General features: G+C 68.6%; 21 protein-coding genes. 6 read left to right on the forward strand and 15 right to left on the reverse strand.

Translation table 11 applies throughout. From position 1 onward, the window contains the following. Window positions 1-24 precede the first annotated feature (24 nt). A complete protein-coding gene (locus tag ABAZ39_RS08790) occupies window positions 25-1,065 on the reverse strand; it encodes a rod shape-determining protein (protein ID WP_014240000.1) in 1,041 nt (346 codons plus the stop codon). Window positions 1,066-1,506: 441 nt separating this feature from the next. Further along, entirely contained in the window at window positions 1,507-2,049 is a 543-nt protein-coding gene (locus ABAZ39_RS08795) for a TIGR00645 family protein (RefSeq protein WP_038528591.1), read from the reverse strand. A gap of 183 nt (window positions 2,050-2,232) precedes the next feature. Here ABAZ39_RS08795 and phoU point away from each other — a divergent pair, with 183 nt between their 5' ends. Further along, a complete protein-coding gene (gene phoU, locus ABAZ39_RS08800) occupies window positions 2,233-2,937 on the forward strand; it encodes a phosphate signaling complex protein PhoU (RefSeq protein ID WP_014239997.1) in 705 nt (234 codons plus the stop codon). Between the two features lie 182 nt (window positions 2,938-3,119). Here the strand turns inward: phoU and ilvC are convergent, their stop codons facing one another. The 6 genes from ilvC to ABAZ39_RS32920 form a co-directional block, all read right to left on the reverse strand. Continuing rightward, window positions 3,120-4,139 carry a ketol-acid reductoisomerase gene (gene ilvC / locus ABAZ39_RS08805; RefSeq protein ID WP_014239996.1) on the reverse strand — a complete coding sequence of 340 codons (1,020 nt, stop codon included), beginning with the start codon at window positions 4,137-4,139 and terminating at the stop codon, window positions 3,120-3,122. 175 nt (window positions 4,140-4,314) lie between these two features. Next, window positions 4,315-4,821, reverse strand: coding sequence for an acetolactate synthase small subunit (ilvN, locus tag ABAZ39_RS08810; protein ID WP_014239995.1), 507 nt, complete (start codon window positions 4,819-4,821; stop codon window positions 4,315-4,317). Window positions 4,822-4,871: 50 nt separating this feature from the next. Beyond that, entirely contained in the window at window positions 4,872-6,635 is a 1,764-nt protein-coding gene (locus ABAZ39_RS08815; RefSeq protein ID WP_038528594.1) for an acetolactate synthase 3 large subunit, read from the reverse strand. A gap of 304 nt (window positions 6,636-6,939) precedes the next feature. Further along, window positions 6,940-8,154, reverse strand: a complete 1,215-nt coding sequence (locus ABAZ39_RS08820) for an aminotransferase-like domain-containing protein (protein WP_038528597.1) — start codon at window positions 8,152-8,154, stop codon at window positions 6,940-6,942. Between the two features lie 18 nt (window positions 8,155-8,172). After that, entirely contained in the window at window positions 8,173-9,165 is a 993-nt protein-coding gene (miaA, locus tag ABAZ39_RS08825) for a tRNA (adenosine(37)-N6)-dimethylallyltransferase MiaA (protein ID WP_051657885.1), read from the reverse strand. A gap of 92 nt (window positions 9,166-9,257) precedes the next feature. Further along, window positions 9,258-9,746 (reverse strand): cupredoxin domain-containing protein, encoded by a 489-nt coding sequence (locus ABAZ39_RS32920; RefSeq protein ID WP_051657886.1) that lies wholly within the window; start codon window positions 9,744-9,746, stop codon window positions 9,258-9,260. 161 nt (window positions 9,747-9,907) lie between these two features. Between ABAZ39_RS32920 and serB the strand changes: the two genes are divergently transcribed. Beyond that, window positions 9,908-10,819, forward strand: a complete 912-nt coding sequence (gene serB / locus ABAZ39_RS08835) for a phosphoserine phosphatase SerB (protein ID WP_038528599.1) — start codon at window positions 9,908-9,910, stop codon at window positions 10,817-10,819. Between the two features lie 80 nt (window positions 10,820-10,899). On the opposite strand, the gene ABAZ39_RS08840 is transcribed toward serB, so the two are convergent. The 4 genes from ABAZ39_RS08840 to hflK all read right to left on the reverse strand — a co-directional run bounded on the left by ABAZ39_RS08840 (window position 10,900) and on the right by hflK (window position 15,121). Continuing rightward, window positions 10,900-12,429, reverse strand: a complete 1,530-nt coding sequence (locus ABAZ39_RS08840; RefSeq protein ID WP_038528601.1) for a DegQ family serine endoprotease — start codon at window positions 12,427-12,429, stop codon at window positions 10,900-10,902. Between the two features lie 256 nt (window positions 12,430-12,685). After that, window positions 12,686-12,874 (reverse strand): DUF2065 domain-containing protein, encoded by a 189-nt coding sequence (locus tag ABAZ39_RS08845; protein WP_014239988.1) that lies wholly within the window; start codon window positions 12,872-12,874, stop codon window positions 12,686-12,688. Between the two features lie 121 nt (window positions 12,875-12,995). Then, complete coding sequence (hflC, locus tag ABAZ39_RS08850) at window positions 12,996-13,943, reverse strand: protease modulator HflC (protein ID WP_014239987.1); 948 nt, start codon at window positions 13,941-13,943, stop codon at window positions 12,996-12,998. 11 nt (window positions 13,944-13,954) lie between these two features. Further along, window positions 13,955-15,121: an FtsH protease activity modulator HflK gene (gene hflK, locus ABAZ39_RS08855; protein WP_038528604.1), complete on the reverse strand. Its 1,167-nt coding sequence runs from the start codon at window positions 15,119-15,121 to the stop codon at window positions 13,955-13,957. Between the two features lie 184 nt (window positions 15,122-15,305). Here hflK and apbC point away from each other — a divergent pair, with 184 nt between their 5' ends. Then, window positions 15,306-16,478, forward strand: coding sequence for an iron-sulfur cluster carrier protein ApbC (gene apbC / locus ABAZ39_RS08860; RefSeq protein ID WP_038528607.1), 1,173 nt, complete (start codon window positions 15,306-15,308; stop codon window positions 16,476-16,478). Between the two features lie 198 nt (window positions 16,479-16,676). Beyond that, window positions 16,677-18,485 carry a monovalent cation:proton antiporter-2 (CPA2) family protein gene (locus tag ABAZ39_RS08865; RefSeq protein ID WP_038528609.1) on the forward strand — a complete coding sequence of 603 codons (1,809 nt, stop codon included), beginning with the start codon at window positions 16,677-16,679 and terminating at the stop codon, window positions 18,483-18,485. A gap of 30 nt (window positions 18,486-18,515) precedes the next feature. Here ABAZ39_RS08865 and ABAZ39_RS08870 read toward each other — a convergent pair whose 3' ends face one another. The 3 genes from ABAZ39_RS08870 to ABAZ39_RS08880 form a co-directional block, all read right to left on the reverse strand. Continuing rightward, window positions 18,516-19,313 carry an ABC transporter ATP-binding protein gene (locus ABAZ39_RS08870; protein ID WP_038528612.1) on the reverse strand — a complete coding sequence of 266 codons (798 nt, stop codon included), beginning with the start codon at window positions 19,311-19,313 and terminating at the stop codon, window positions 18,516-18,518. Next, window positions 19,310-20,209, reverse strand: coding sequence for an ABC transporter permease (locus tag ABAZ39_RS08875; RefSeq protein WP_038528615.1), 900 nt, complete (start codon window positions 20,207-20,209; stop codon window positions 19,310-19,312). Before ABAZ39_RS08875 ends, ABAZ39_RS08870 begins: the two co-directional genes overlap by 4 nt. 178 nt (window positions 20,210-20,387) lie before the next feature. Further along, window positions 20,388-21,356 carry an ABC transporter substrate-binding protein gene (locus tag ABAZ39_RS08880; RefSeq protein ID WP_038528618.1) on the reverse strand — a complete coding sequence of 323 codons (969 nt, stop codon included), beginning with the start codon at window positions 21,354-21,356 and terminating at the stop codon, window positions 20,388-20,390. An 80-nt stretch (window positions 21,357-21,436) separates the two neighbouring features. Here ABAZ39_RS08880 and ABAZ39_RS08885 point away from each other — a divergent pair, with 80 nt between their 5' ends. Beyond that, window positions 21,437-21,640: a hypothetical protein gene (locus ABAZ39_RS08885; RefSeq protein ID WP_038528622.1), complete on the forward strand. Its 204-nt coding sequence runs from the start codon at window positions 21,437-21,439 to the stop codon at window positions 21,638-21,640. A 60-nt stretch (window positions 21,641-21,700) separates the two neighbouring features. Next, window positions 21,701-22,105 carry a DUF983 domain-containing protein gene (locus ABAZ39_RS08890; protein WP_038528624.1) on the forward strand — a complete coding sequence of 135 codons (405 nt, stop codon included), beginning with the start codon at window positions 21,701-21,703 and terminating at the stop codon, window positions 22,103-22,105. The last annotated feature ends 3 nt before the right edge of the window (window positions 22,106-22,108 follow it).

Raw genomic sequence — 22,108 nt, forward strand, 5'->3', positions numbered from 1 at the left:
GAACCCAAGCGAGCAATACACCAATCAGTAGGCGCTGACCAAGACGTTTCGCAGCGTCTTCATCTCCTCCAGCGCCCGCCCGGTGCCCAGCGCGACGCAGGACAGCGGGTCGTCGGCGATCGACACCGGCAGGCCGGTGGCGTGGCGCAGGACGAAGTCCAGGTTGCCCAGCAGGGCGCCGCCGCCGGTCAGCACGATGCCCTTGTCCACGATGTCCGCGGCCAGTTCCGGCGCCGTGTGCTCCAGCGCAACCTTCACCGCCTCGACGATGGCCGACACCGGCTCCGCCAGGGATTCGGCGATCTGCCGCTCGGAGATGATGAGTTCCTTGGGCACGCCGTTCATCAGGTCGCGGCCCTTGATCTCCAGGATGCGGCCCTCGCCGTCTTCCGGCGGGCAGGCCGAGCCGATTTCCTTCTTGATCCGCTCCGCCGAGCCTTCGCCGACCAGCAGATTGTGGGTGCGGCGGATGTAGCCGATGATGGCCTCGTCCATCTTGTCGCCGCCCACGCGGACCGAGCGGGAATAGACGATGCCGCCCAGCGACAGAACGGCCACCTCGGTGGTGCCGCCGCCGATGTCCACGACCATGGAACCGGTCGGCTCCGTCACCGGAAGCCCGGCGCCGATCGCGGCGGCCATCGGCTCCTCGATCAGGAAGACGCGGCGGGCGCCGGCGGCCTCCGCCGATTCCTGGATCGCGCGGCGCTCGACGGCGGTGGAGCCCGACGGCACGCAGATGATGACCTGCGGGCTGGCGAAGCTGCGCCGGTTGTGCACCTTGCGGATGAAGTGCTTGATCATCTCCTCGGCGACTTCGAAGTCGGCGATGACGCCGTCGCGGAGGGGGCGGATGGCCTGGATGTTGCCGGGCGTGCGGCCCAGCATCATCTTCGCCTCGTCGCCGACGGCCAGCACCTGCTTCTTGCCGCGGACGTTGGCGATCGCCACGACCGAGGGTTCGTTCAGAACGATGCCGCGGCCCTTGACGTAGACCAGGGTGTTGGCCGTCCCCAAATCGATCGCCATGTCGGCGGAAAGCACGCCGAGGAGTTTGGAAAGCATGGACCCGACTAACTCTTCAATGCGGTTGAGACGGCCTTGCCGGCGATGTGCCCGCTCCGGTGCGGAGGGCCACGCCCGCCAACGGTTCCATAGACGAATGCCCCTTCGCGCTCAAGCGGAGAGTGCAACCGGCACGCCTTGCCGAGCCCTGTTGCCGGCGCCCGTGGGGCGGTCGCCGGCGCCGGTCCGGCGCTCTGGTCGATGGGAGGCGGTCCTTGAGGCAAGGCCGGTCCCGGCGGAATGTCCAGTCCCCGAAGTGCAGGCGGAACGCCGCCCTCCGGTGCCCGCCACACTGCCGCGTCAGGGTTAATTTTCCGTCAACAGGAGGCGGATACCTCCGGCGTCCGGCCAAACCGCCCCGCTCGCGGCGGGGGTATCCTTAGGCTGATTCCCAACCCGCCGCAACGGCTTTGTGTCGGGTTTGAAACCGCTCCGGCGGCCTCAATGATGGTCTGATTTCGCCGCGGCCGCGGCCGTGCCGTGCGCTCCGTGATGGCTCCCCTCCAGCCGGTCCATCAGGGCCAGCAACACGCCCGACACCACGAAGGTCATGTGGACGATGACCATCCACATCAGGTTTTCCTTGCTGGTGTTGTCGATGTTCATGAAGCTCTTCAGCAGATGGATGCCGGAGATCGCCACGATGGAGGCGATCAGCTTCAGCTTCAGCCCGCCGAAGTCGACCTTGCCCATCCAGTCCGGACGGTCCTTGTGGTCGGCCACGTCGATCTTCGACACGAAGTTCTCGTATCCCGAAAAGATCACCATCAGCAGCAGGTTGCCGGCCAGCGACAGGTCGATCAGGGTCAACACGGCCAGCAGCACGTCCTTCTCCTGCATCTCCAGCACATGCGGGACGATGTGGAAGATCTCCTGGGTGAACTTCGCCAGCAGGAGCACCAGCGACACGACGAGCCCCAGATAGAAGGGGGCCAGCAGCCAGCGGCTGGCGAAGATGATCTGTTCGAAACGGCGTTCGATCATGACGGTCGGCGTCCGTGCTTGGTCATAAGGGGTAGGAGGGCCGGACTCTTGCCATTTCGCACATGCGAAATCAACCGTTCCCATGCCGCACCCGCCGTGTCGCCCCGTGGCAAGAGCACTGGCCTGCGGGGCTGCGAAACGGTAACGTTCCCGGCCGTCCGCCGCACCGATAAGGCCAGTCCCATGAAGCACCCCGCCCCGCACATCGTCACCGCGTTCGAAGACGCCATGAAGCGGCTGAAGGCCAGCATCGTGCAGATGGCGGGCGCCGCGGAAACCCAGCTCGACGGCGCGCTGACCTGCCTGACCCAGCGCAACCCGGAGCAGGCCCGCGCCATCGTCGAGTCCGACGCGCGGCTCGACAGCTACGAGCACGAGATCGAGGCCAACTGCATGCGCATGCTGGTGCTGCGCCAGCCGGTGGCCGACGACCTGCGCGAGGTGATCGCCGCGCTGAAGATCGCCGGCAACCTGGAGCGCGTCGGCGACCACGCCGCCAACACCGCCCGCCGCGCCGTCGCCGTGGCGGAGTTTCCCGAGTCTCCGGCGATGAGCACCCTGCCCAACCTGGGCCGCTTGGTGCGCCAGCGCCTGACCACGGCGGTGGATGCCTATGTGGATGGCGACGTCGAGCTGGCGCTGCGCGTCTGGCGCACCGACGACGAGGTGGACGCGCTCTACACCAGCCTGTGCGAGAGCATCAACCAGTCGGCGGCCCGCCTGCCGGAGATGTTCACCGCCCACATGCACCTGCTGTTCATCGCCAAGAGCCTGGAGCGCATCGGCGACCACGCGACCAACATCGCGGAGGTGGTGCATTTCGTGCACACCGGCCGGCCGCTGCTCGACGAGCGGCCGAAGGCAGACCGCTCGCGGGGGGATGTGTGAGGGAAAGCGAGCGCTTGCCCCCTCCCCGGCCCTCCCCCGCTTTGCGGTGGAGGGAGGTAGGTCCCCTCCCTCGCGCAGCGGGGGAGGGTTAGGGAGGGGGCCAAAGTTCCCCATTCCTGCACCCCAAAAACAAAAAAGCGCGCCTCGCGGCGCGCTTTCCCGTTTCTTGATCCAGGAACCGATCAGTTCTTGGACTTGTCCACCAGACGGCGCTCGGCGATCCACGGCATCATGGCGCGCAGCTTCTCGCCGACCTGCTCGATCGAATGCTCGGCGTTGCGGCGGCGGGTCGCCTTGAAGGACGGCTGGCCGGCCTTGCACTCCAGCATCCAGTCGCGGACGAAGCGGCCGGTCTGGATGTCCTCCAGAACGCGCTTCATCTCGGCCTTGGTCTCCGGGGTGATGATGCGCGGGCCGGTCTTGTAGTCGCCGTATTCGGCGGTGTTGGAGATCGAGTAGCGCATGTTGGCCATGCCGCCCTCATACATGAGGTCGACGATCAGCTTCACCTCGTGCAGGCACTCGAAATAGGCCATCTCCGGAGCGTAGCCGGCCTCGGTCAGCGTCTCGTAGCCGGCCTTGATCAGCTCGGTCAGGCCGCCGCAGAGCACGGCCTGCTCGCCGAACAGGTCGGTCTCGCACTCTTCCTTGAAGGTCGTCTCGATGATGCCGGCGCGGCCGCCGCCGATGGCCGAGGCGTAGGACAGGGCGATGTCCAGCCCGTTGCCCGAGGCGTTCTGGTGCACGGCCACGAGGCAGGGCACGCCGCCGCCGCGCTGGTACTCGCCGCGGACGGTGTGGCCGGGGCCCTTCGGCGCGATCATGAACACGTCGAGGTCGGCGCGCGGCTCGATCAGGTTGAAGTGCACGTTCAGGCCGTGCGCGAAGGCCAGGGCGGCGCCTTCCTTCAGGTTCTTGGCAAGGTCGTCGCGGTACAGGTCGGCCTGCAGCTCGTCCGGGGTGAGGATCATCACCACGTCGGCCCAGGCGGCGGCCTCGCCCGGAGCCATGACCGTGAAGCCGGCGGCCTCAGCCTTCTTGATGGTGGCCGAACCCGGGCGGAGGGCGATGCGCACGTCCTTCACACCGCTGTCACGCAGGTTGTTGGCGTGGGCGTGGCCCTGGCTGCCGTAGCCGACGATGACGACCTTCTTCCCCTTGATCAGGTTCACGTCGGCATCACGATCATAATAGACGCGCATGGTGGTCTTCCTTGGATTTTTCGATCTGGTGGTGCGAGTTTTGCGCAGCGGAATTACTCCACCGGCGAAAGGGCCGCGTCAAGCATAAGACTGTTCGGCAGACCTGCAAAAGGACGGCGGGCTGGGTCGCCTTCCTGTCATGGGTGGCGTCATAGCCCGCCGTTTCGGGCCGGGATCAGAACCCGGTGGCTCCCTTCGACATGGCGACGACGCCGGTGCGGCTGGCCTCGACGAGGCCGAGCTGGGCCATCAGCCCGACGAAATCGTCGACCTCCGCCGTCGTGCCGGTCAGTTCGAACACGAAGGAAGTCAGGGTGGCGTCCACGACCTTCGCCTTGAAGATGTCGGCCAGGCGCAGCGCCTCGATGCGGCGCTCGCCGGTGCCGGCGACCTTGACCAGCGCCAGCTCGCGCTCCACCGACGGCCCCTCGTCCGTCAGGTCGTGCACCTTGTGCACCGGCACGAGGCGGTCGAGTTGGGCCTTGATCTGCTCCACCACCATGCGGGTGCCGGAGGTGACCAGGGTGATGCGCGACAGGTGGTCGGCGTTGTTCACCTCCGCCACCGTCAGGCTTTCGATGTTGTAGCCGCGGCCCGAGAACAGGCCGATGACGCGGGCCAGCACGCCCGGCTCGTTGTCCACCAGCACGGCGATGGTGTGCTTCTCGATCTTCTCTTCCACGATCCGTACTCCGCCAGAGGGCCTTCAACCGTTCGTCTTGGTCGCCGCGATCAGACCAGCACCATGCCGTCTTCCGGCGTGGCCTCGGACGGGCTGTCCTCCGGACCGAACAGGATTTCGTTGTGGGCCTTGCCGCCGGGGATCATCGGGAAGCAGTTCTCCTTCGGGTCCACGGCGATGTCGATGATGCAGGGGCGGTCGGTGACGGCCAGCATCTTCTCGATGACCTCGTCCACCTCGGCCACCGTGGTCGCCCGCAGGCCGACGCAGCCCCAGCTTTCCGCCAGCTTCACGAAGTCGGGCAGCGCCTCGGAGTAGCTGTTGGAGTAGCGGGAGCCGTGCAGCAGCTCCTGCCACTGGCGCACCATGCCCATGTACTTGTTGTTCAGGATGAAGATCTTGACCGGGGCGCGGTACTGCACCGCCGTGCCGATCTCCTGCATGTTCATCAGGAAGGACGCCTCGCCCGACACGTCCACCACGATGGCGTCGGGGTGGGCGAGCTGCGCGCCGATGGCCGCCGGCAGGCCGTAGCCCATGGTGCCCAGGCCGCCGGAGGTCATCCAGCGGTTCGGCTCGTCGAAGGGCAGGAACTGGGCGGCCCACATCTGGTGCTGGCCGACCTCGGTCGTCACGTAATGGTTCTTGCCGCGCAGAGCCTCGCGCAGCCGCTCCAGCGCGTACTGCGGCTTGATGACCGCCTCGGTGCGGTTGTAGTTCAGGCAGTTGCGGGCGCGCCAGCCCTCGACCTGCCCCCACCACTCCTTCAGCGCGGTCTGGTCGGCGCGCTTCTGGCGGGCCTTCCAGATGCGGATCATGTCCTCGAGCACGGCGCCGGCGTCACCGACAATGGGGATGTCCACCGCGACGTTCTTGTTGATCGAGCTGGGGTCGATGTCGACGTGGATCTTCTTCGAGCCCGGCGCGAACTCCGACAGCTTGCCGGTCACGCGGTCGTCGAAGCGGGCGCCGATGTTGATCATCACGTCGCAGTTGTACATGGCGAGGTTCGCCTCGTACGTGCCGTGCATGCCCAGCATGCCCAGCCACTGCGGGTCCGACGCCGGGAAGGCGCCCAGCCCCATCAGGGTCGAGGTGATCGGGAAGCCGGTCATCTTCACGAACTGGGTCAGCAGCTTCGCCGCGATCGGGCCGGCGTTCACCACGCCGCCGCCGGTGTAGAAGATCGGGCGCTTGGCGGTGGCGATCAGCTCGATGGCCTCCTCCACGCGGGCGATCTCGGGCTTCACCTGCGGGCGGTAGGTCTTGTGCTTGACCTCGGTCGGCGGGATGTAGGTGCCGTCGGCGAACTGCACGTCCTTCGGGATGTCGACCAGCACCGGGCCGGGACGGCCGCTGCGCGCCACGTAGAAGGCCTCGTGCATGGTGCGGGCCAGCTGGTTGACGTCCTTCACCAGATAATTGTGCTTGGTGCAGGGGCGCGTGATGCCGGTGGTGTCAGCCTCCTGGAAGGCGTCGTTGCCGATCAGGTGGGTCGGCACCTGCCCCGACAGGCAGACCAGCGGAATGCTGTCGCACAGCGCGTCGAGCAGGCCCGTCACGGCGTTGGTGGCGCCGGGGCCGGAGGTCACCAGCACGCAGCCCACCTTGCCGGTGGAGCGGGCGTAGCCTTCCGCGGCGTGCACGGCGGCCTGCTCATGCCGGACCAGGATGTGCTTGATGTCGTTCTGCTGGAAGATGGCGTCGTAGATCGGAAGTACCGCGCCGCCCGGATAACCGAAGATGATGTCTACGCCCTGATCCTTCAGGGCCTTGATGACGATCTGCGCGCCGGTCAGCTTCTGTTCGGGCATAGCTCACGACCTTCCAATGGGGGCCCCTCTTTTCACGGGCGGCCCTGTTCCTTCTCAAACCCCGGCGATGGCCTGCTGGGAAAACAAGGGGTTATCCCCAAAGGCGAAGGCCGGGACCGGCAAACTAGACAATCCGCCAGTCCTTGGTCAACCCATTTTGCGAATGATCGAAAAGATTTTTTGCCGCAGTTTTTCCAAATATTTCGCAAGCTGGAAAGACCGCCCTCCCCGCAAAGCCGCCCGTAAACACGAACGGCCTGCCCCGCGGGTGCGAAGGCAGGCCGTTGCGCGAGGACTCGCGAAGTTAAGCCGCGACGGTTTGAAGCAGGCCGCAGAGGCGGCGGATGCCTTCGCGGATGCGCTCCGGGTTGTTGTTGGAGAAGCTGAGGCGCAGCGTGTTCTTGCCCGAGCGGTCGGCGTGGAAGGCCGAGCCGGGGACGAAGGCGACGTTGGCGTCCTTGATGGCGCGGGCCAGCAGGTCCACCCCGTCGGTGCCCTCCGGCAGTTCGATCCAGACGAACATGCCGCCTTCCGGCTTGGTCCAGGTCACCCCGGCCGGGGCGAACTCGTCCAGCGCGGTCAGCATGGCGTCGCGGCGCTCCTTGTAGCCGGCGCGCAGGCGGCGGATGTGGCTGTCGAAGTTCTGCGACACCACGTCGTGCAGCACGATCTGGTTGATGGTGCTGGTGTGCAGGTCGCCGGCCTGCTTCATCAGAACCAGCCGGTTGATGACCTCGGCCGGGCCGTTGATCCAGCCCACGCGCAGCGCCGGCACCATCGTCTTGGAGAAGGAGCCGCAGAAGAGCACGTTGGTGATCTTGCCACCGTTGCGGGCGGCGTCCAGCGCGACGAGGGACGGGATCGCCTCGCCCTCGTAGCGCAGTTCGGTGTAGGCGGCGTCCTCGACGATCGGCACGCCGTGCTTGGCGCAGAGGTCGAGAAGCGCCTCGCGGCGGGCCAGCGAGATCGTCGTGCCGTTGGGGTTCTGGAAGTCGGGGACGAGATAGAAGAACTTCGGCTTCTGCTCCAGCGCCGCCTCAACCGCGGCGAGGTCCGGTCCCTCGGCGTCGCCGGGAACGGAAAGATACTGCGGCTCGTAGGGCGAAAAAGCCTGGAGCGCGCCGAGATAGGTCGGACGGGTCACCAGGATCTTCTCGCCCGGCCCGATCAGCAGCTTGCCGACGAACTCCAGCGCCTGCTGCGACCCGCTGGTCACCAGCACCTCGTCCAGCCCGGCCTGGATGCCGCGGCGACCCAGATAGGCGCAGATCCACTCGCGCAGCGGCGTGAAGCCCTCGCTGATGGTGTATTGAAGCGCGCCGCCGGCCCCGCTGTTGGACTGGAAGATCTTCTCATAGGCGCGGGCGATGGCCGCGGTCGGGAAGAAATCGGGGTCCGGGATGCCCCCGGCGAAGGAGATGATTTCCGGCCGTTCGAGCAGCTTCAGCAGCTCCCGGATTTCCGAGGCTCCCATACCGGCGACGCGACCGGCAAACACGTTTCCCCAATCGACCGTCACTTTCAATCCTCCTGAGGGTCAACGACGCAACGTCGTTTCAAGATAGGTCAGTATTGCTTCACTAAGTGGTCTTGTGTAGAGCGAATTGATCGTATGGCAGCCATGCAGCGCGGAAGCTGGCGGCCGACCCGCGAGCTGGTGGCGGAACCATGTGACCTGCCGCTTCGCGTAGCGGCGGGTCGATTGCTGAGCCAGCGCAATGGCTTCGTCGAGGGTCAGCGCGCCGCGCAGATGGTCGCGCAGTTCCGGCACTCCGAGCGCCTTCATCGCCGGCAGGTCGGGATCGAGGCCGAGCGCGTCCAGACGCCGCACCTCCTCCAGCGCCCCCTGCCCCATCATCACGCGGAAGCGGCGGTCGCAGTTGGCGTAGAGCGCGTCGCGCGGCGGGTCGATCACCAGCACGGAGAACAGCAGGCCCTCCGGCGGGCCCTCGGCGCGCTGGGTCTGCCAGTGGGAGAGCGGAAGGCCGGTGGCCTCCAGCACCTCCCAGGCGCGGGTCAGGCGGGTGGTGTCGCCGGGGTTCAGCTTGGCCGAGGCCGGGTCGCGGCCCACCAGCTCCGCGCGGAACGCCTCGCCCCCCAGCTCCTGGAGCCGGGCGTGGGCGGCCTTGCGGACCTCGTCCGGGACAGCGGGAACGGCGCTCAAGCCCTCCATCAGCGTGCGCAGGTAGAGGCCGGTGCCACCGACGACGATGGGCAGCCGCCCGGCGGCGTGAGCGGCGGCGATCTCGGCCAGCGCCATGTCGCGCCAGCGTGCCGCGGACCCGCGCTCTGCCGCGGGAAGCACGCCGTAGAGCCGATGCGGGGCCTGCGCCAGATCCTCCGCCCCCGGACGGGCGGTCAGCACGTCCAGCTCGGCGTAGAGCTGCATGCTGTCGGCGTTGATGACCGTGCCGTTGCGCGCCAAGGCGATGTCGAGCGCCATGCCCGACTTGCCCGACGCCGTCGGGCCGCCGATCACCACCACGTGCCGGTGCTGCACATCCCGGTTGCGCGGGCTGTCCTCTGCCATGTCGCCTTGCCTGACGTTCCTCCGGCTACAGCGTATGGCAGGGGAAGGCTCGGCTTGGCAAGGGCGACCGGTGCGGCGACCGGTGCGGGGCCTCAGCGAACCGTGATCGTCCCGGTCATGCCGAAACTGCTGTGCAGCGGTTCATGGCAGGCCAGGTCGTAGGTTCCGGCCTCGACCGGAACGAACTCCACCACGTCGGTCTGGCCGGCGGGGATCTCCAGATTCACCAGGGCCGGCGTCTCGACGGCGCCTTGCGCGGTGGTGACCCGCCGCACCGCGATGGCCTTGAAGAAGCCTTCGGAAGTGAAGGTGTGCGCGACGGTCCCGCGGTTCTCCAGCGTCAGGCGGTACGGAGTTCCCCGCTCGAAGGCCAAACGGTCGGGCTGGAACTGGAACTCGTCCAACTGCACCGTCACGGGGCGGGCCTGCGCCCAATCCACCGCCGAGACGCGTGCCGCCACGTCGCCGACATAGCCGGGCGGCGGGCGCTGCGCCAGATCGGTCCCGGCGCCGCATCCGGCCAACAGCAGGGTGAAAGCGAGAATGGACGGGGTAAGAAGGGTGGCAGGCCGCTGGATCATGGACGAACCCTCCCGCGATTTGAGCGGAAACGCGGTGGCAGGTGCTGAGGTCCCTGGCGCGGAATGTCTACGACGCTTGGCGGAGTGGGTTGGCGCAAACTCCCGGCTGTGCTAGGGAGCGCGCGCGCCCTTCCCCACGGCTCTTCCAGGATCGCCCCGCCATGAGCGCTGTCGTTACGCTGATCGCCGCCGCCTCCGCCGTTCTCGACGAGCAGGCCGTGCAGGCCGCCCGCGCGTCCCTGACCGCGCTGGGGGCCGACACCGCCAAGCCGGACTGGCTGGCGCCGGACCGTGCCTGCGACATCGCCGAGGATGGGCTGGTGCCCGAGCAGGCCGAAGCCGCCGTCCGCCACGCGCTGACCAATCTCGTGCCGGGCGGGCTGGCCGTGGACGTCATCGCCCAGAAGCCGGGCAACCGGAAGAAGCGCCTGCTGGTCGCCGATATGGAATCGACGATCATCGAGCAGGAGATGTTGGACGAGCTGGGCGATTACGTCGGGCTGAAGGACCACATCGCCGCGATCACCGCCCGCGCCATGAACGGCGAGATCGACTTCAAGGGCGCGGTGCGCGAGCGGGTCGCCCTGCTCAAGGGCCTGAACGAGAGCGTCGTCGACGAGGTGTGGCAGCGCGCCACCCTGATGCCGGGCGCCAAGACTTTGGTTTCCACCATGCGCGCCAACGGGGCAACCTGCGTCCTGGTCTCCGGCGGCTTCCGCTGCTTCACGGAGCGGGTGCGCCAGTGGGTCGGCTTCGACGACGACCGCGGCAACGTGCTGGAGGTGGTGGACGGCGTCATGACCGGTGCGGTGGTCGAGCCGATCCTCGACAAGGACAGCAAGCTGGAGGCCCTGCTCGCCTACGCCGGGGAGCGCCACGTCCCGACCGTCGAGACGATGGCCGTCGGCGACGGCGCCAACGACCTGCCGATGCTGCTGGCCGCCGGGCTGGGCGTCGCCTTCCACGCCAAACCGACGGTGGCCGCCCAGGCCCGCGCCCGCGTGGACCATGGCGACCTCACCGCCCTGCTGTTCGCCCAGGGCTACCGGATCGGGGAGTTCGTGGAGGGCTGACCGCCCACCAACGCACCTCACAAAGCGAAAGGGCACCGGCGGTCTCCCGCCGGTGCCCTTTTCGTTTGGGAGCCCCCGGATCAGCCCTGGCTGAGCGGGATGGCGACGAAGCGCAGGTCGCCGTGACGGTCCACCAGCAGCAGGATGGACTTCTTGCCCTGCTCCTTGGCCTTCTGGATCTTGGACGTCACGTCCTCCGGCTTGCGGACCTCCTCCTGGCCGACCTCGATGATGACGTCGCCGGCGCGGATGCCCTTTTCCGACGCGGTCGAGTTGCCGGCCACCTCGGTCACCACGACGCCCTTCAGCTCGGGCTTGATCTCGAACTGCTGGCGCAGTTCGGGCGTGATGTTGGTCAGCTTCAGGCCCAGCGTCTCGGTCGGCTTCTGGGCCGGGGCCTGCTGCGGCTGGCGGCGCTGCTCCTCCGGATTGGCGGCGAGAAGACCCGATTCCTCGGCGGCCTCAAGCTCGCCCACCTTCACTTGGAGCTGCTGCGACTTGCCCTTGCGCCACACCTCGATCGGGACGGCCTTGTCGATCGGCGTTTCGGCGACGACGCGCGGCAGGCGGCGCATCTCGTTGATTTCCTTGCCGTCGAACTTGGTCACCACGTCGCCCGCCTGGATGCCGGCCTTGGCCGCCGGGCCGTTCGGGGTGATCGAGGCGACCAGCGCGCCCTTGTGGCCCTGCAGGCCCAGGCTCTCGGCGATCTCCGGGGTCACGCCCTGGATGCGCACGCCCAGCCAGCCGCGGCGGGTCTTGCCGTACTCGCGGAGCTGCGCGACCACCTGCTTGGCGAGGTTGGACGGGATGGCGAAGCCGATGCCGACCGAGCCGCCCGACGGCGAGAAGATCGCCGTGTTGATGCCGATGACCTCGCCGTTCAGGTTGAACATCGGGCCGCCGGAGTTGCCGCGGTTGATCGAGGCGTCGGTCTGCAGGAAGTCGTCGTAGGGGCCGGCGTTGATGTCGCGCTGGCGCGCCGAGATGATGCCGGCGGTGACCGAGCCGCCCAGGCCGAACGGGTTGCCGATGGCCAGCACCCAGTCGCCCACGCGCATGGCATCCGAATCGCCGAAGGGCACGGCGACCAGCGGGTGGCTGGTGTTAATCTTCAGCAGGGCGACGTCGGTCTTCGGGTCCTTGCCGATCAGCTCCGCCTTGATGTTGGTGTCGTCCTGCAGGATGACGGTGATCTCGTCGGCGTCCTGGATGACGTGGTTGTTGGTGACCACGTAGCCGTTCTTGGCGTCGATGATGAAGCCGGAGCCGAGCGAGGTCGACTTGCGCGGCTGCTGCGGCTGGTCCTGCTGCTGACGGTCGAAGAAGTCGCGGAAGAATTCCTCGAACGGCGAGCCCGGCGGGAACTGCGGCATCTCGGGACGGGCGCCCTGCTGGCGCTGCGGCACCGCCTGGCTGGTGGAGATGTTGACCACGGCGGGCAGCAGCTTTTCCGACAGGTCGGCGAAGCTGGTCGGCGCCGGGCGAGACTGGGCCATGGCGGGGGTGCCGACGGCGGCGGACAGCCCCAACAGGAGAGCGGCGATCAGCGGCACGACGCGCAGCCGGCGGCCGGATTCGGCGCGGTGGATGGGGTGGTTCGGGTTCAACTCAGCTCTCCCTGCCGGACATCCGGCACCTTCTTGTTCCAATCGGCCATCTGTTCCAATCGGCCCGCGGTTTCATGCGAACGCGGTCCGAGGGGGCGCTTCACCGATCCGTGTGCCGGATGTAATCCCCGCGCCTCACCGCTTCAAGCAAAGGCGCACGGGTCCCATCCGCCACGGAGGACGCGCGAGTATAGAAGTCGGAGTATGGCCGGAAAATGGCGGCGCGGTCCAGCGACGCGCGCGCGGCAAAAGGGTGTCAGGCGCCGCGCAGAAGCCAGACGAATCCGACGCCGGCCATCGCCGTCACCAGCCCGACGGTGCGCAGCCGGTTCTCCGGCATCGTCAGCGCTTCGACGATCAGACGCCGCATCGCGGACGGGAACAGCGCGTAGAGCACGCCCTCGATCACCAGGACCAGGGCCAGCGCGGTGAGAAAATCCGTCATCGGTCGGGCGGCATTTCCGAGAAGGAAGTCTGGGCGGAAAGACAAAATCGGGGTGGGAGAACGGGAGCCCCCACCCCACCCCCTCCCCCGGGACGGGGGAGGGGGAGACGAGCGCGACGTCTTACTGCTGCTGGGCGGTCGCCGGGGCCGGGGCCCGCTGCGGCACGGCACCACTGCCCGAGGCCGGCGCCGGCTGGCCGTTGCCGCCACCGGTGATGTCGCCGAAGTAGCGGAAGAACTCGCCGGTCGGGGACAGCACCATGGTGGTATCGTCCTTGTTCAGCGACTTCCGGTAGGCTTCGAGCGTCCGGTAGAAGCTGTAGAACTGCGGGTCCTGCGACGTCGCCTCGGCGATCATCTTCAGCGCCTGGTTGTCGCCTTCACCGCGCAGGATCTGCGAATCGCGCTGCGCTTCGGCCAGGATGACGGTGCGCTCGCGGTCCGCGCGGGAGCGGATCTGCTGCGACTGCTCCTGACCCTGGGCGCGGGCCTCGGCGGCTTCGCGCTCACGCTCCGACCGCATGCGGGCGAAGATCGACTGGCTGGTTTCCTCCGGCAGGTCGGCGCGGCGGATGCGGACATCGACGATCTCGATGCCGAAGCGCTTCGCCTCGTCGTTCACCTGCCCGCGGATGTCGTTCATCACGCGCGGACGCTCGTCCGACAGGATGGCGAGCAGCGTCACGCTGCCGAGAACGCGGCGGAGCGCCGAGTTCACGATGGCGTTCATCCGCGTCTCGGCCACCGCCTCGTTGCCGGCGGTCTGGTAGAAGCGCAGCGGGTCCAGGATGCGGTAGCGCGCGAAGGCGTCCACGTCCAGGCGCTTCTGGTCGGCCAGGATGACCTGCTCCACCGGCGGGTCGAGGTCGAGCACGCGGCGGTCGAGGATGCGGACTTCCTGGATGAAGGGAACCTTGGCCTTCAGGCCGGGTTCGCGGATCACGCGCATCGGCTCGCCGAACTGGAGGACGAGCGCCTGCTGCGCCTCGTTCACCGTGAACAGCGAGGCCGAGGCGAGCACGCCCGCGGCGAGGATGCCGATGCCGGCGACCAACAATGTGCGGTTCATGGCATCCCTCCTCAACGGGCCGGCTGCTGGCCGGCGGGCCGCGCCGGAGCAGGCTGAAGCTGGTTGAGCGGCAGATAGGGAACCACGCCCTGGGCACCCTGCGCGTTGCCGTCGATGATGACCTTGTTGGCGCCGCTCAGGATCTCTTCCATGGTCTCCAGATACATGCGCTTGGCGGTCACGTCCTTGGCGGTCGAGTAGGCGTCGAACACCTTGCGGAAGCGGTCGGCGTCACCCTGGGCCAGGTTCACGACCTGCTCGCGGTAGGCGGACGCTTCCTGGATCAGCCGCTCCGCGTCGCCTCGGGCGCGCGGGATCACGTCGTTCCGGTAGGCCTCGGCCTCGTTGCGGGCGCGCTCGCGGTCGGCGCGGGCGCGCTGCACGTCGTTGAAGGCGTCGATAACGGGCGACGGCGGGTCGGCCTTCTGCAGCTGCACCTGCGTCACCTCGATGCCGCCCTCATAGTCGTCCAGCATGGCCTGGAGGAGCTGGCGGGTGGAGGTTTCGATCTGCTGGCGGGCCTCGGTCAGGGCCGGCTGCAGGTCGGTGCGGCCGATGACCTCGCGCATCGCGCTTTCCGCCGCCTTCTTCACGGTGGCCTCGGGGTCGCGGATCTTGAACAGATACTCGCCCGCGTCCTTGATGACCCAGAAGACGGTGAAATCGATGTCGATGATGTTCTCGTCGCCGGTCAGCATCAGCGACTCGTCGGGAACGTCACGGTCGCCGCGACGCCCGTCGCCGGCCGAGCGGTAGCCGACCTCGATGCGGTTGACGCGCGTCACCTTGGGCATCAGCACCGTTTCGATGGGCGACGGCAGGTGGTAGCGCAGACCAGGCTGCTCGGTGCGCACCCACTGGCCGAAGCGCAGCACGACGCCCTGCTCATCCGCCTCGACGCGGTAGATGCCGCTGGCCAGCCAGACCACGGCCAGCAGGCCGACGACGAGCGCGATGCCCCGGCCGCTGCCGACGCCGCCCGGCATCACCCGCTTCAGGCGGTCCTGGCCGCGGCGCAGCAGATCCTCCAGGTCCGGCGGCTGCGGCCCTCCGCCGCCGCCTCCACCGCCGCCTCCACCGCCACCCGGCGGACGGCCCCACGGATTCTGACCGCCACCACCCGGCGGAGGACCCCAGGGGCCGCCACCGCCGCCCCCTCCCTGATTGCTCCACGGCATTCCGTTCGTTCCCCTTCGCGCTCTCTCAATTCTTGGGACGGAAATTCCGGAAAACAAATCGTTTCCGGACCGTCCGATCCCTTTACCATTATTGTCCGCCGGCCCTATAGTGCCCATCCCATTCGGGGAAGGATTTCACCGACGGATATCCGCCAATATCGGGAAGGAAGCGGAGTTTTCAACCATGGCGCAGGTCAGCGAAGCTCAAGTCCTTGAAGCTCTGAGGACGGTTGTCGATCCGGAACGGGGCAAGGACGTCGTCAGCCTCGGCATGTTGTCCGGACTTGTCGTGCGTGACGGGCACGTCGCCTTTTCGATCGAAGTGGACCCCAAGCGCGGCGCCCAGGCCGAGCCGGTGCGCCACGCCGCCGAGAAAGCGGTGGAGGCCCTGCCGGGCGTTCTGTCGGTCACCGCGGTCCTGACGGCGCACCGCCCCGCCGGCCAGGGTGCCGCCCCGCAGCAGGGCCACGGGCACGATCACGGGCACTCCCATGGCGGGCATGGCCACTCCCATGCCGGCCACTCCCACGGCCAGCCGGCGGAGCAGAAGCCGCTGGTGCCGGGCGTGAAGGCCATCGTCGCCGTCGCGTCGGGCAAGGGCGGCGTCGGCAAGTCCACCACGGCCAGCAACCTCGCCCTCGCCATGGCGGCGAACGGGTTGAAGGTCGGGCTTCTGGACGCCGACATCTACGGCCCGTCCATGCCGCGCATGCTGGGCATCTCCGGCCGGCCGACCAGCCGCGACGGCAAGATCCTGGAGCCGATGGAAAACTACGGCATCAAGGTGATGTCGATGGGCTTCCTGGTGGCCGAGGACACGCCGATGATCTGGCGCGGCCCGATGGTGATGAGCGCGCTCCAGCAGATGCTGCGCGACGTGAACTGGGGCACGCTCGACGTTCTGGTGGTGGACATGCCGCCGGGCACCGGCGACGCCCAGCTCACCATGGCGCAGCAGGTGCCGCTGGCCGGGGCGATCATCGTCTCGACCCCGCAGGACATCGCCCTGCTCGACGCCCGCAAGGGGCTGAACATGTTCCGCCGCGTGGACGTGCCCGTCCTCGGCATCATCGAGAACATGAGCTACTTCTGCTGCCCCAACTGCGGCCACCGCACGGACATCTTCAGTCACGGCGGCGCCCGCAAGGAGGCGTCGGACCTGGGCATGGAGTTCCTCGGCGAGGTCCCGCTGCACCTCGACATCCGTGAGACCTCCGACCAGGGCCAGCCCATCGTGGTGTCCCAGCCCGAATCGGAACACGCGAAGGTGTACCGCGGGATTGCCAAGCGCCTGTGGGAGAAGATCGCCGGCGAACAGGGTCCGGCCCGGGCGGCGCCGCGGATCGTGGTGTCGTAAGGGGACGTGCTTGCCCCCACCCTCCCCACTTCGTGGGTCCCCTCCCTCCCCCGCTCTCGGCGGACCGAAGGTCCGCCTGCCGCATCAGCGCAAACCTTTGGTTTGCGCGAGAGCTAACGCAGGGGAGGGCCTAAGTTCCCTCCCCTGCGTTTAGCGGGGGAGGGTTAGGTGGGGGAAAGCCTTTAGGGGGTGGGGCCGATGCCGGATTTCGTGACGTTGGTGGTGCTGCTGGCCGCCGTGGTCCTGGCGGTGCCGGTGGCCAAGCGGATCGGCTTCGGCGGGCCGCTCGGCTATCTCGCCGCGGGGTTGGCCATCGGGCCGGGCGGGCTCGGTCTGGTGACGGACGTCGAGGCGATCCGGCACGTCTCGGAACTCGGCGTCATCATGCTGCTGTTCCTGATCGGGCTGGAGTTGCGCCCCGCCCGCCTCTGGGTGATGCGACGATCGGTCCTGGGGCTCGGCGGTGCCCAGGTCGCGGTGACCTCCGTCGTGATCGCCGCCGCCACCATTTTCCTGCTGGGATTCACCCCCGCCGCCGCGGCGGTGACCGGATTCGGCCTGTCACTCTCCTCCACCGCCATGGTGCTGCCCATGCTGGCGGAACGGGAGTTGCTGACCACCAACGCCGGACGCAGCGCCTTCTCGATCCTGCTGTTCCAGGACCTCGCCATCATCCCGGCGGTGGCGCTGCTGCCCCTGCTCGGCCATGGCGCCGGGGAGGTGCCGGACGCGGGAACCGCGTGGCTGGCCGTGCTGAAGGCCGGCGGAGCGATCGCGGTGATCCTGGCCGGCGGGCGCTACCTGCTGCGCCCGGTGCTGCGCATCGTGGACGGCGCCCGGACGCCGGAGATCTTCACCGCCACCGCCCTGCTGATCGTGCTGGGCACCGCCCTGTTCGCCGCCTGGGCGGGGCTGTCCATGTCGCTCGGCGCTTTCATGGCCGGGGTGCTGCTGTCCGATTCGGAGTACCGGCACGAGGTGCAGGCCGACATCGCGCCGTTCGAGGGGCTGCTGCTCGGCCTGTTCTTCGTGTCGGTGGGCATGGGGGCCGACGTGGCGGCGCTGATGGCCGAGCCGGTGCGCTACCTGTCGCTGGCGCTTGGGCTGATGGCGCTGAAGGCCGCAGTGCTGTTCGGGCTGGCCCGCCTGTCCGGCCTGCGTCCGGGCGGCTCGACGCGGCTGTCCACCGTGCTGAGCCAGGGCGGCGAGTTCGGCTTCGTGCTGTTCGGTCTGGCCGTCGGCGTCGGGGCGATGAGCGGGGGGCAGGCGGCGACGGCCATGCTGGTGGTCACGCTGTCGATGATCGCCACCCCCTTCGTCTTCGCGGCGGAGGAGCGCTGGCTGGCGCCGCGGCTGATCGTGAAGCCCGTCCGCCCCTACGACACCATCGCGCCGGACGGGGAGCCGCCGGTGCTGATCTGCGGCTTCGGCCGGGTCGGGCAGATCGTCGGGCGCGTGCTGCGGCTGCGCGGCATCCCCTTTACGGCGCTGGAGCAGAGCGCCGAGCAGGTCGACGTCGTGCGGCGCTTCGGCAACAAGGTCTATTACGGCGACCCGTCGCGGCTCGACCTGCTGCGCGCCGCCGGGGCCGACAAGGCCAAGGTGCTGGTGGTGGCGCTGGAGGACATGGAGCAGTCGCTGCGCGTGGTGGAGCTGGCGACGCGCCATTTCCCCCACCTCGTCATCCACGCCCGCGCCCGCAACCGCCGCCACGCCCATTTCCTGATGGACCGCGGGGTCACGCATTTCGTGCGCGAGACCTACGATTCCAGCCTGCGGCTGACCGGCGGCGTGCTGGAATCGCTGGGCCTGCCGCCGGAGGAAACCCGGCACACGCTGGACACCTTCCGCGAGCATGACGAGCGCACGCTGATCCGACAGCACGCCGTGCACCACGACGAGAACCGCCTGATCCAGACCTCCCGGCAGGCCGCCGCCGAGCTTCAGGCCCTGTTCGAGGCCGACCGCGAGGACCCGGAGGGGGAGCGCGACCGCAAGACCGTCTGACGCCCCTCCCCCGCCTCAGCCGATCAGACCTCACCCGATCAGCAGGCTGTCGTCGGTGATGTCCTCGCCGCCGCGCTGCTTGGCGAACAGGGCCAGAAGATGCGGCACGTCCAGCCCGGCGCGCTGCTCCCCCGACACGTCGAGCACGATCCTTCCCTCGTGCAGCATCACCGTGCGGTCGCCGTAGTCCAGCGCCTGCCGCATGGAGTGGGTGACCATCAGCGTGGTCAGCCGGTTCTCCTCGACGATGCGGCGGGTCAGGCCCAGCACGAACTCCGCCGTTCCGGGGTCGAGCGCCGCCGTGTGCTCGTCGAGCAGCAGGATCTTCGACCCGGCGAGCGTCGCCATAAGCAGGCTGACCGCCTGCCGCTGCCCGCCGGACAGCAGTCCCATGCGGTCGTGCAGCCGGTTTTCCAGCCCCAGCCCCAGTTCCGCGATGCGCTCGCGGAAATGCCGGCGGCGGTCGCCGCGCAGGGCGAAGCCCAGGCCGCGGCGGCGCCCGCGGGCGGCGGCCAGCGCCATGTTCTCCTCGATGGTCAGCGCGGTGCAGCTTCCGACCATCGGGTCCTGGAAGACGCGGGCGACCAGCGAGGCGCGCTTCGGCGTCGCCCAGCGGGTGACGTCGACCCCGTCGATGGCGATGCGGCCCTCCTCGGCGATCACGTCGCCGGCCAGCGCACCCAGGAAGGTCGACTTGCCGGCGCCGTTGGAGCCAATGACGGTGACGAACTGCCCTTCCGGGATCGTCAGGTCGACGCCGCGCAGGGCGTGCTTCTCCAGCGGGGTGCCGCGCCCGAAGGTGACATGGATGCCGTTGACCGTGATCATCGGGCGGCCTCCCTCTTCTTCGATGCGGCTTTCAGCCGCATCCGCGGCAGGATCAGCGCCACCGCAACCAGGACGGCGGTGACGAGGTTGAGGTCGGAGGCCTGGAGCCCGATGGCGTCCGCCGACAGGGCCAGCTGGACCGCCAGACGGTAGAGGATGGAGCCGACGACGCAGCCGACCAGCGCCCACAGCATCGCGCGGGCCGGCAGCACCGTCTCGCCGACGATCACCGCGGCCAGACCGACCACGATGGTGCCGATGCCGGTGGTCACGTCGGCGAAGCCGTTGGTCTGGGCGAACAGCGCCCCGGCCAGGGCGCACAGCCCGTTCGACAGCGCCATGCCGGCGTAGATGTGGAAGTCCGTCTGAACCCCCTGTGCGCGGGCCATCCGGGCGTTGACGCCGGTCGCCCGCATGGCGAGGCCGAATTCGCTGTTCAGGAAGCGAGCCAGCAGCAGGACGATCACAACGACCACGACCAGCACGACGAGCGGCCGCACCACATGGTCGGGCAGCCCCAGCCCGTAAAAGGGCGTCAGCACCGTGTCCTGCATCAGCAGCGCCACGTTCGGGCGGCCCATCACGCGCAGGTTCACCGAGAACAGCGCGATCATGGTCAGGATGCTGGCCAGCAGGTGCAGGATCTTGAAGCGGACGTTCAGCGTCGCCGTGACCAGCCCGGCCATCGACCCGGCCAGCGCCGCGACGAGGCTGGCGATCCACGGGTTGACCCCGGCGACCAGCAGCGTGGCGCAGACCGCCGCGCCCAGTGGGAAGCTGCCGTCCACCGTCAGGTCCGGGAAATCGAGCACCCGGAAGGACAGGTACACGCCAAGGGCGACCAGCGCGTACACCAGCCCGATCTCGACGGCCCCGAAAAAGGCGATTTCACTCATGTGTGTATCCGGCTTCGCCGGCTTTGCCCCCACCCCAACCCTCCCCCGCTCACGCGGGAGAGGGAGAATCAGTCCCCTCCCTCGCCGAAGGCGGGGGAGGAGTCCCCTCCCTCGCCGAAGGCGGGGGAGGGCTAGGGAGGGGGCAGAGCCAGCGGAACTTGGTCCTTGCAGATTAAACTTACTGCCCGACCACCTTGGTCGCGCGCCGGGTCACCGCTTCGGGGATGGTCACGCCCATCGCCGCGGCGGATTTCGGATTCACGAACAGGTCGGTGCCCTTGGCGAAGGTTACCGGAACGTCGCCCGGCTTCTCGCCCTTGAGGATGCGGACCACGGCCTCGCCGGTCTGGCGGCCGACCTGCCGATAGTCGAAGCCGATGGAGGCCACCGTGCCGCGCGCCACGCTGTCGGTGTCGGCGGAGAAGACCGGCAGCTTGGCCTGCTGGCCCACCGCGACGACGCTCTCAAGCGCCGAGACGACCGTGTTGTCCAGCGGCACGTAGATCGCGTCCGCCTTGCCGACGAGGCTGCGGGCGGCGGGCTGGGCATCGGCGGACTTGGTGGCGGTCGCCTCGACCACGGTCAGCCCTGCCTTCTGCGCCTCGTCCTTCAGCGCCTTGACCAGCGAGACCGAGTTCGGCTCGCCGGCGTTGTAGAGGACGCCCAGACGCTTCACGGACGGCACGATCTCGCGGATCAGCGCGACATGCTCGGCCACCGGGGCCATGTCCGACACGCCGGTGACGTTGGCGCCGGGCTTGTCCAGGCTGCGGACGAGTTGCGCGCCGACCGGGTCGGTCACCGCGGTGAAGACCACCGGAATGTCGCGGGTCGAGGCGACGACGGCCTGGGCGGAGGGGGTGGAGATCGGAACGATCACGTCCGGACGGGCGCCGGCGAACTGGCGCGCGATCTGCGCGGCGGTCGCGGGGTTGCCCTGGGCGCTCTGATACTCGACCTTCAGGGTGTCACCCGGCGTGTAGCCCGCGGCCTTCAGCGCCTCGATCACGCCGTCGCGCGTGGCGTCCAGCGCCGGATGCTCGACGATGGCGGTGATCGCGACGGTCTTGGTCTGGGCGAAGGCGGCGGCGCTGGTCAGCGCGACAGCCGCCGTGGCGGCGGCGAGAAACAGGCGGGTGATCGTCATGGCTCCAGGCTCCCGGAGGGGGTTTGTGCATCCCGTAGACGCCCAGGGGCCGGTCCGTCAACTGCCGGAGCAGGAATCCGATGAGCGAAGACCCGCGCGACGCCCGACTCCAAGCCCGACTCAATGCCTTCGAAGCCGCCATCGCCGACATCGAGGCGGAGGCCCGCGCCGCCGCGCACGCGCTGTGCGCCCATGAGCTTCAGATGCGGCTGGAGAACATCGCCCGCCGCGTGGAGGCCCTGCGCGCGGCGCAACCCCGGGGTGCGGGCGACGGAACGGCGTGACGATCGGTCGCTCCCTCCCCATATGAGGCCCTTCGGGGAGCGGATCGCAGGGGTACGGTCATGACGGCGGAAGACAGGGCGGTGGAAGACGGCACTCAGGACGGCGCGCGGTCGAAGACGACGGCGGCGCTGCGCGGGCTGATGGGGCAATGCCCGGCCTGCGGACGCGGGCGCCTGCTGCGGAACTATCTGAAGCCGGTCGACCACTGCGCCCATTGCGGCGAGGCGTTCGGCCATCTGCGCGCCGACGACGCCCCGCCTTGGATGACCATCCTGATCGTCGGCCACATCATCATTCCGGCGGTCCTGTCGGTCGAGCAGAGCTACGAGCCGGCCACCTGGGTGCATCTCACCATCTGGCCGCTGTTGACCCTGTTGCTGACCGGCCTGCTGCTGCCGCGTTGCAAGGGCGTGGTGCTGGGCCTGCTGTGGAGCACCGGCGCGCCGGGGTCGGAGCGCGCCTGAGGC

Origin of the sequence: Azospirillum argentinense (assembly GCF_000632475.1) — a bacterium.
Classification (GTDB): domain Bacteria; phylum Pseudomonadota; class Alphaproteobacteria; order Azospirillales; family Azospirillaceae; genus Azospirillum; species Azospirillum baldaniorum.

Bases quoted from the DNA above. Each gene is read 5' to 3' on its own strand.
- ABAZ39_RS08790 (WP_014240000.1), bottom strand. From the start codon at position 1,065: ATGCTTTCCAAACTCCTCGGCGTGCTTTCCGCCGACATGGCGATCGAT.
- ABAZ39_RS08795 (WP_038528591.1), bottom strand. From the start codon at position 2,049: ATGATCGAACGCCGTTTCGAACAGATCATCTTCGCCAGCCGCTGGCTG.
- phoU (WP_014239997.1), top strand. From the start codon at position 2,233: ATGAAGCACCCCGCCCCGCACATCGTCACCGCGTTCGAAGACGCCATG.
- ilvC (WP_014239996.1), bottom strand. From the start codon at position 4,139: ATGCGCGTCTATTATGATCGTGATGCCGACGTGAACCTGATCAAGGGG.
- ABAZ39_RS08815 (WP_038528594.1), bottom strand. From the start codon at position 6,635: ATGCCCGAACAGAAGCTGACCGGCGCGCAGATCGTCATCAAGGCCCTG.
- miaA (WP_051657885.1), bottom strand. From the start codon at position 9,165: ATGGCAGAGGACAGCCCGCGCAACCGGGATGTGCAGCACCGGCACGTG.
- ABAZ39_RS32920 (WP_051657886.1), bottom strand. From the start codon at position 9,746: ATGATCCAGCGGCCTGCCACCCTTCTTACCCCGTCCATTCTCGCTTTC.
- serB (WP_038528599.1), top strand. From the start codon at position 9,908: ATGAGCGCTGTCGTTACGCTGATCGCCGCCGCCTCCGCCGTTCTCGAC.
- ABAZ39_RS08845 (WP_014239988.1), bottom strand. From the start codon at position 12,874: ATGACGGATTTTCTCACCGCGCTGGCCCTGGTCCTGGTGATCGAGGGC.
- hflC (WP_014239987.1), bottom strand. From the start codon at position 13,943: ATGAACCGCACATTGTTGGTCGCCGGCATCGGCATCCTCGCCGCGGGC.
- hflK (WP_038528604.1), bottom strand. From the start codon at position 15,121: ATGCCGTGGAGCAATCAGGGAGGGGGCGGCGGTGGCGGCCCCTGGGGT.
- apbC (WP_038528607.1), top strand. From the start codon at position 15,306: ATGGCGCAGGTCAGCGAAGCTCAAGTCCTTGAAGCTCTGAGGACGGTT.
- ABAZ39_RS08865 (WP_038528609.1), top strand. From the start codon at position 16,677: ATGCCGGATTTCGTGACGTTGGTGGTGCTGCTGGCCGCCGTGGTCCTG.
- ABAZ39_RS08870 (WP_038528612.1), bottom strand. From the start codon at position 19,313: ATGATCACGGTCAACGGCATCCATGTCACCTTCGGGCGCGGCACCCCG.
- ABAZ39_RS08875 (WP_038528615.1), bottom strand. From the start codon at position 20,209: ATGAGTGAAATCGCCTTTTTCGGGGCCGTCGAGATCGGGCTGGTGTAC.
- ABAZ39_RS08880 (WP_038528618.1), bottom strand. From the start codon at position 21,356: ATGACGATCACCCGCCTGTTTCTCGCCGCCGCCACGGCGGCTGTCGCG.
- ABAZ39_RS08885 (WP_038528622.1), top strand. From the start codon at position 21,437: ATGAGCGAAGACCCGCGCGACGCCCGACTCCAAGCCCGACTCAATGCC.
- ABAZ39_RS08890 (WP_038528624.1), top strand. From the start codon at position 21,701: ATGACGGCGGAAGACAGGGCGGTGGAAGACGGCACTCAGGACGGCGCG.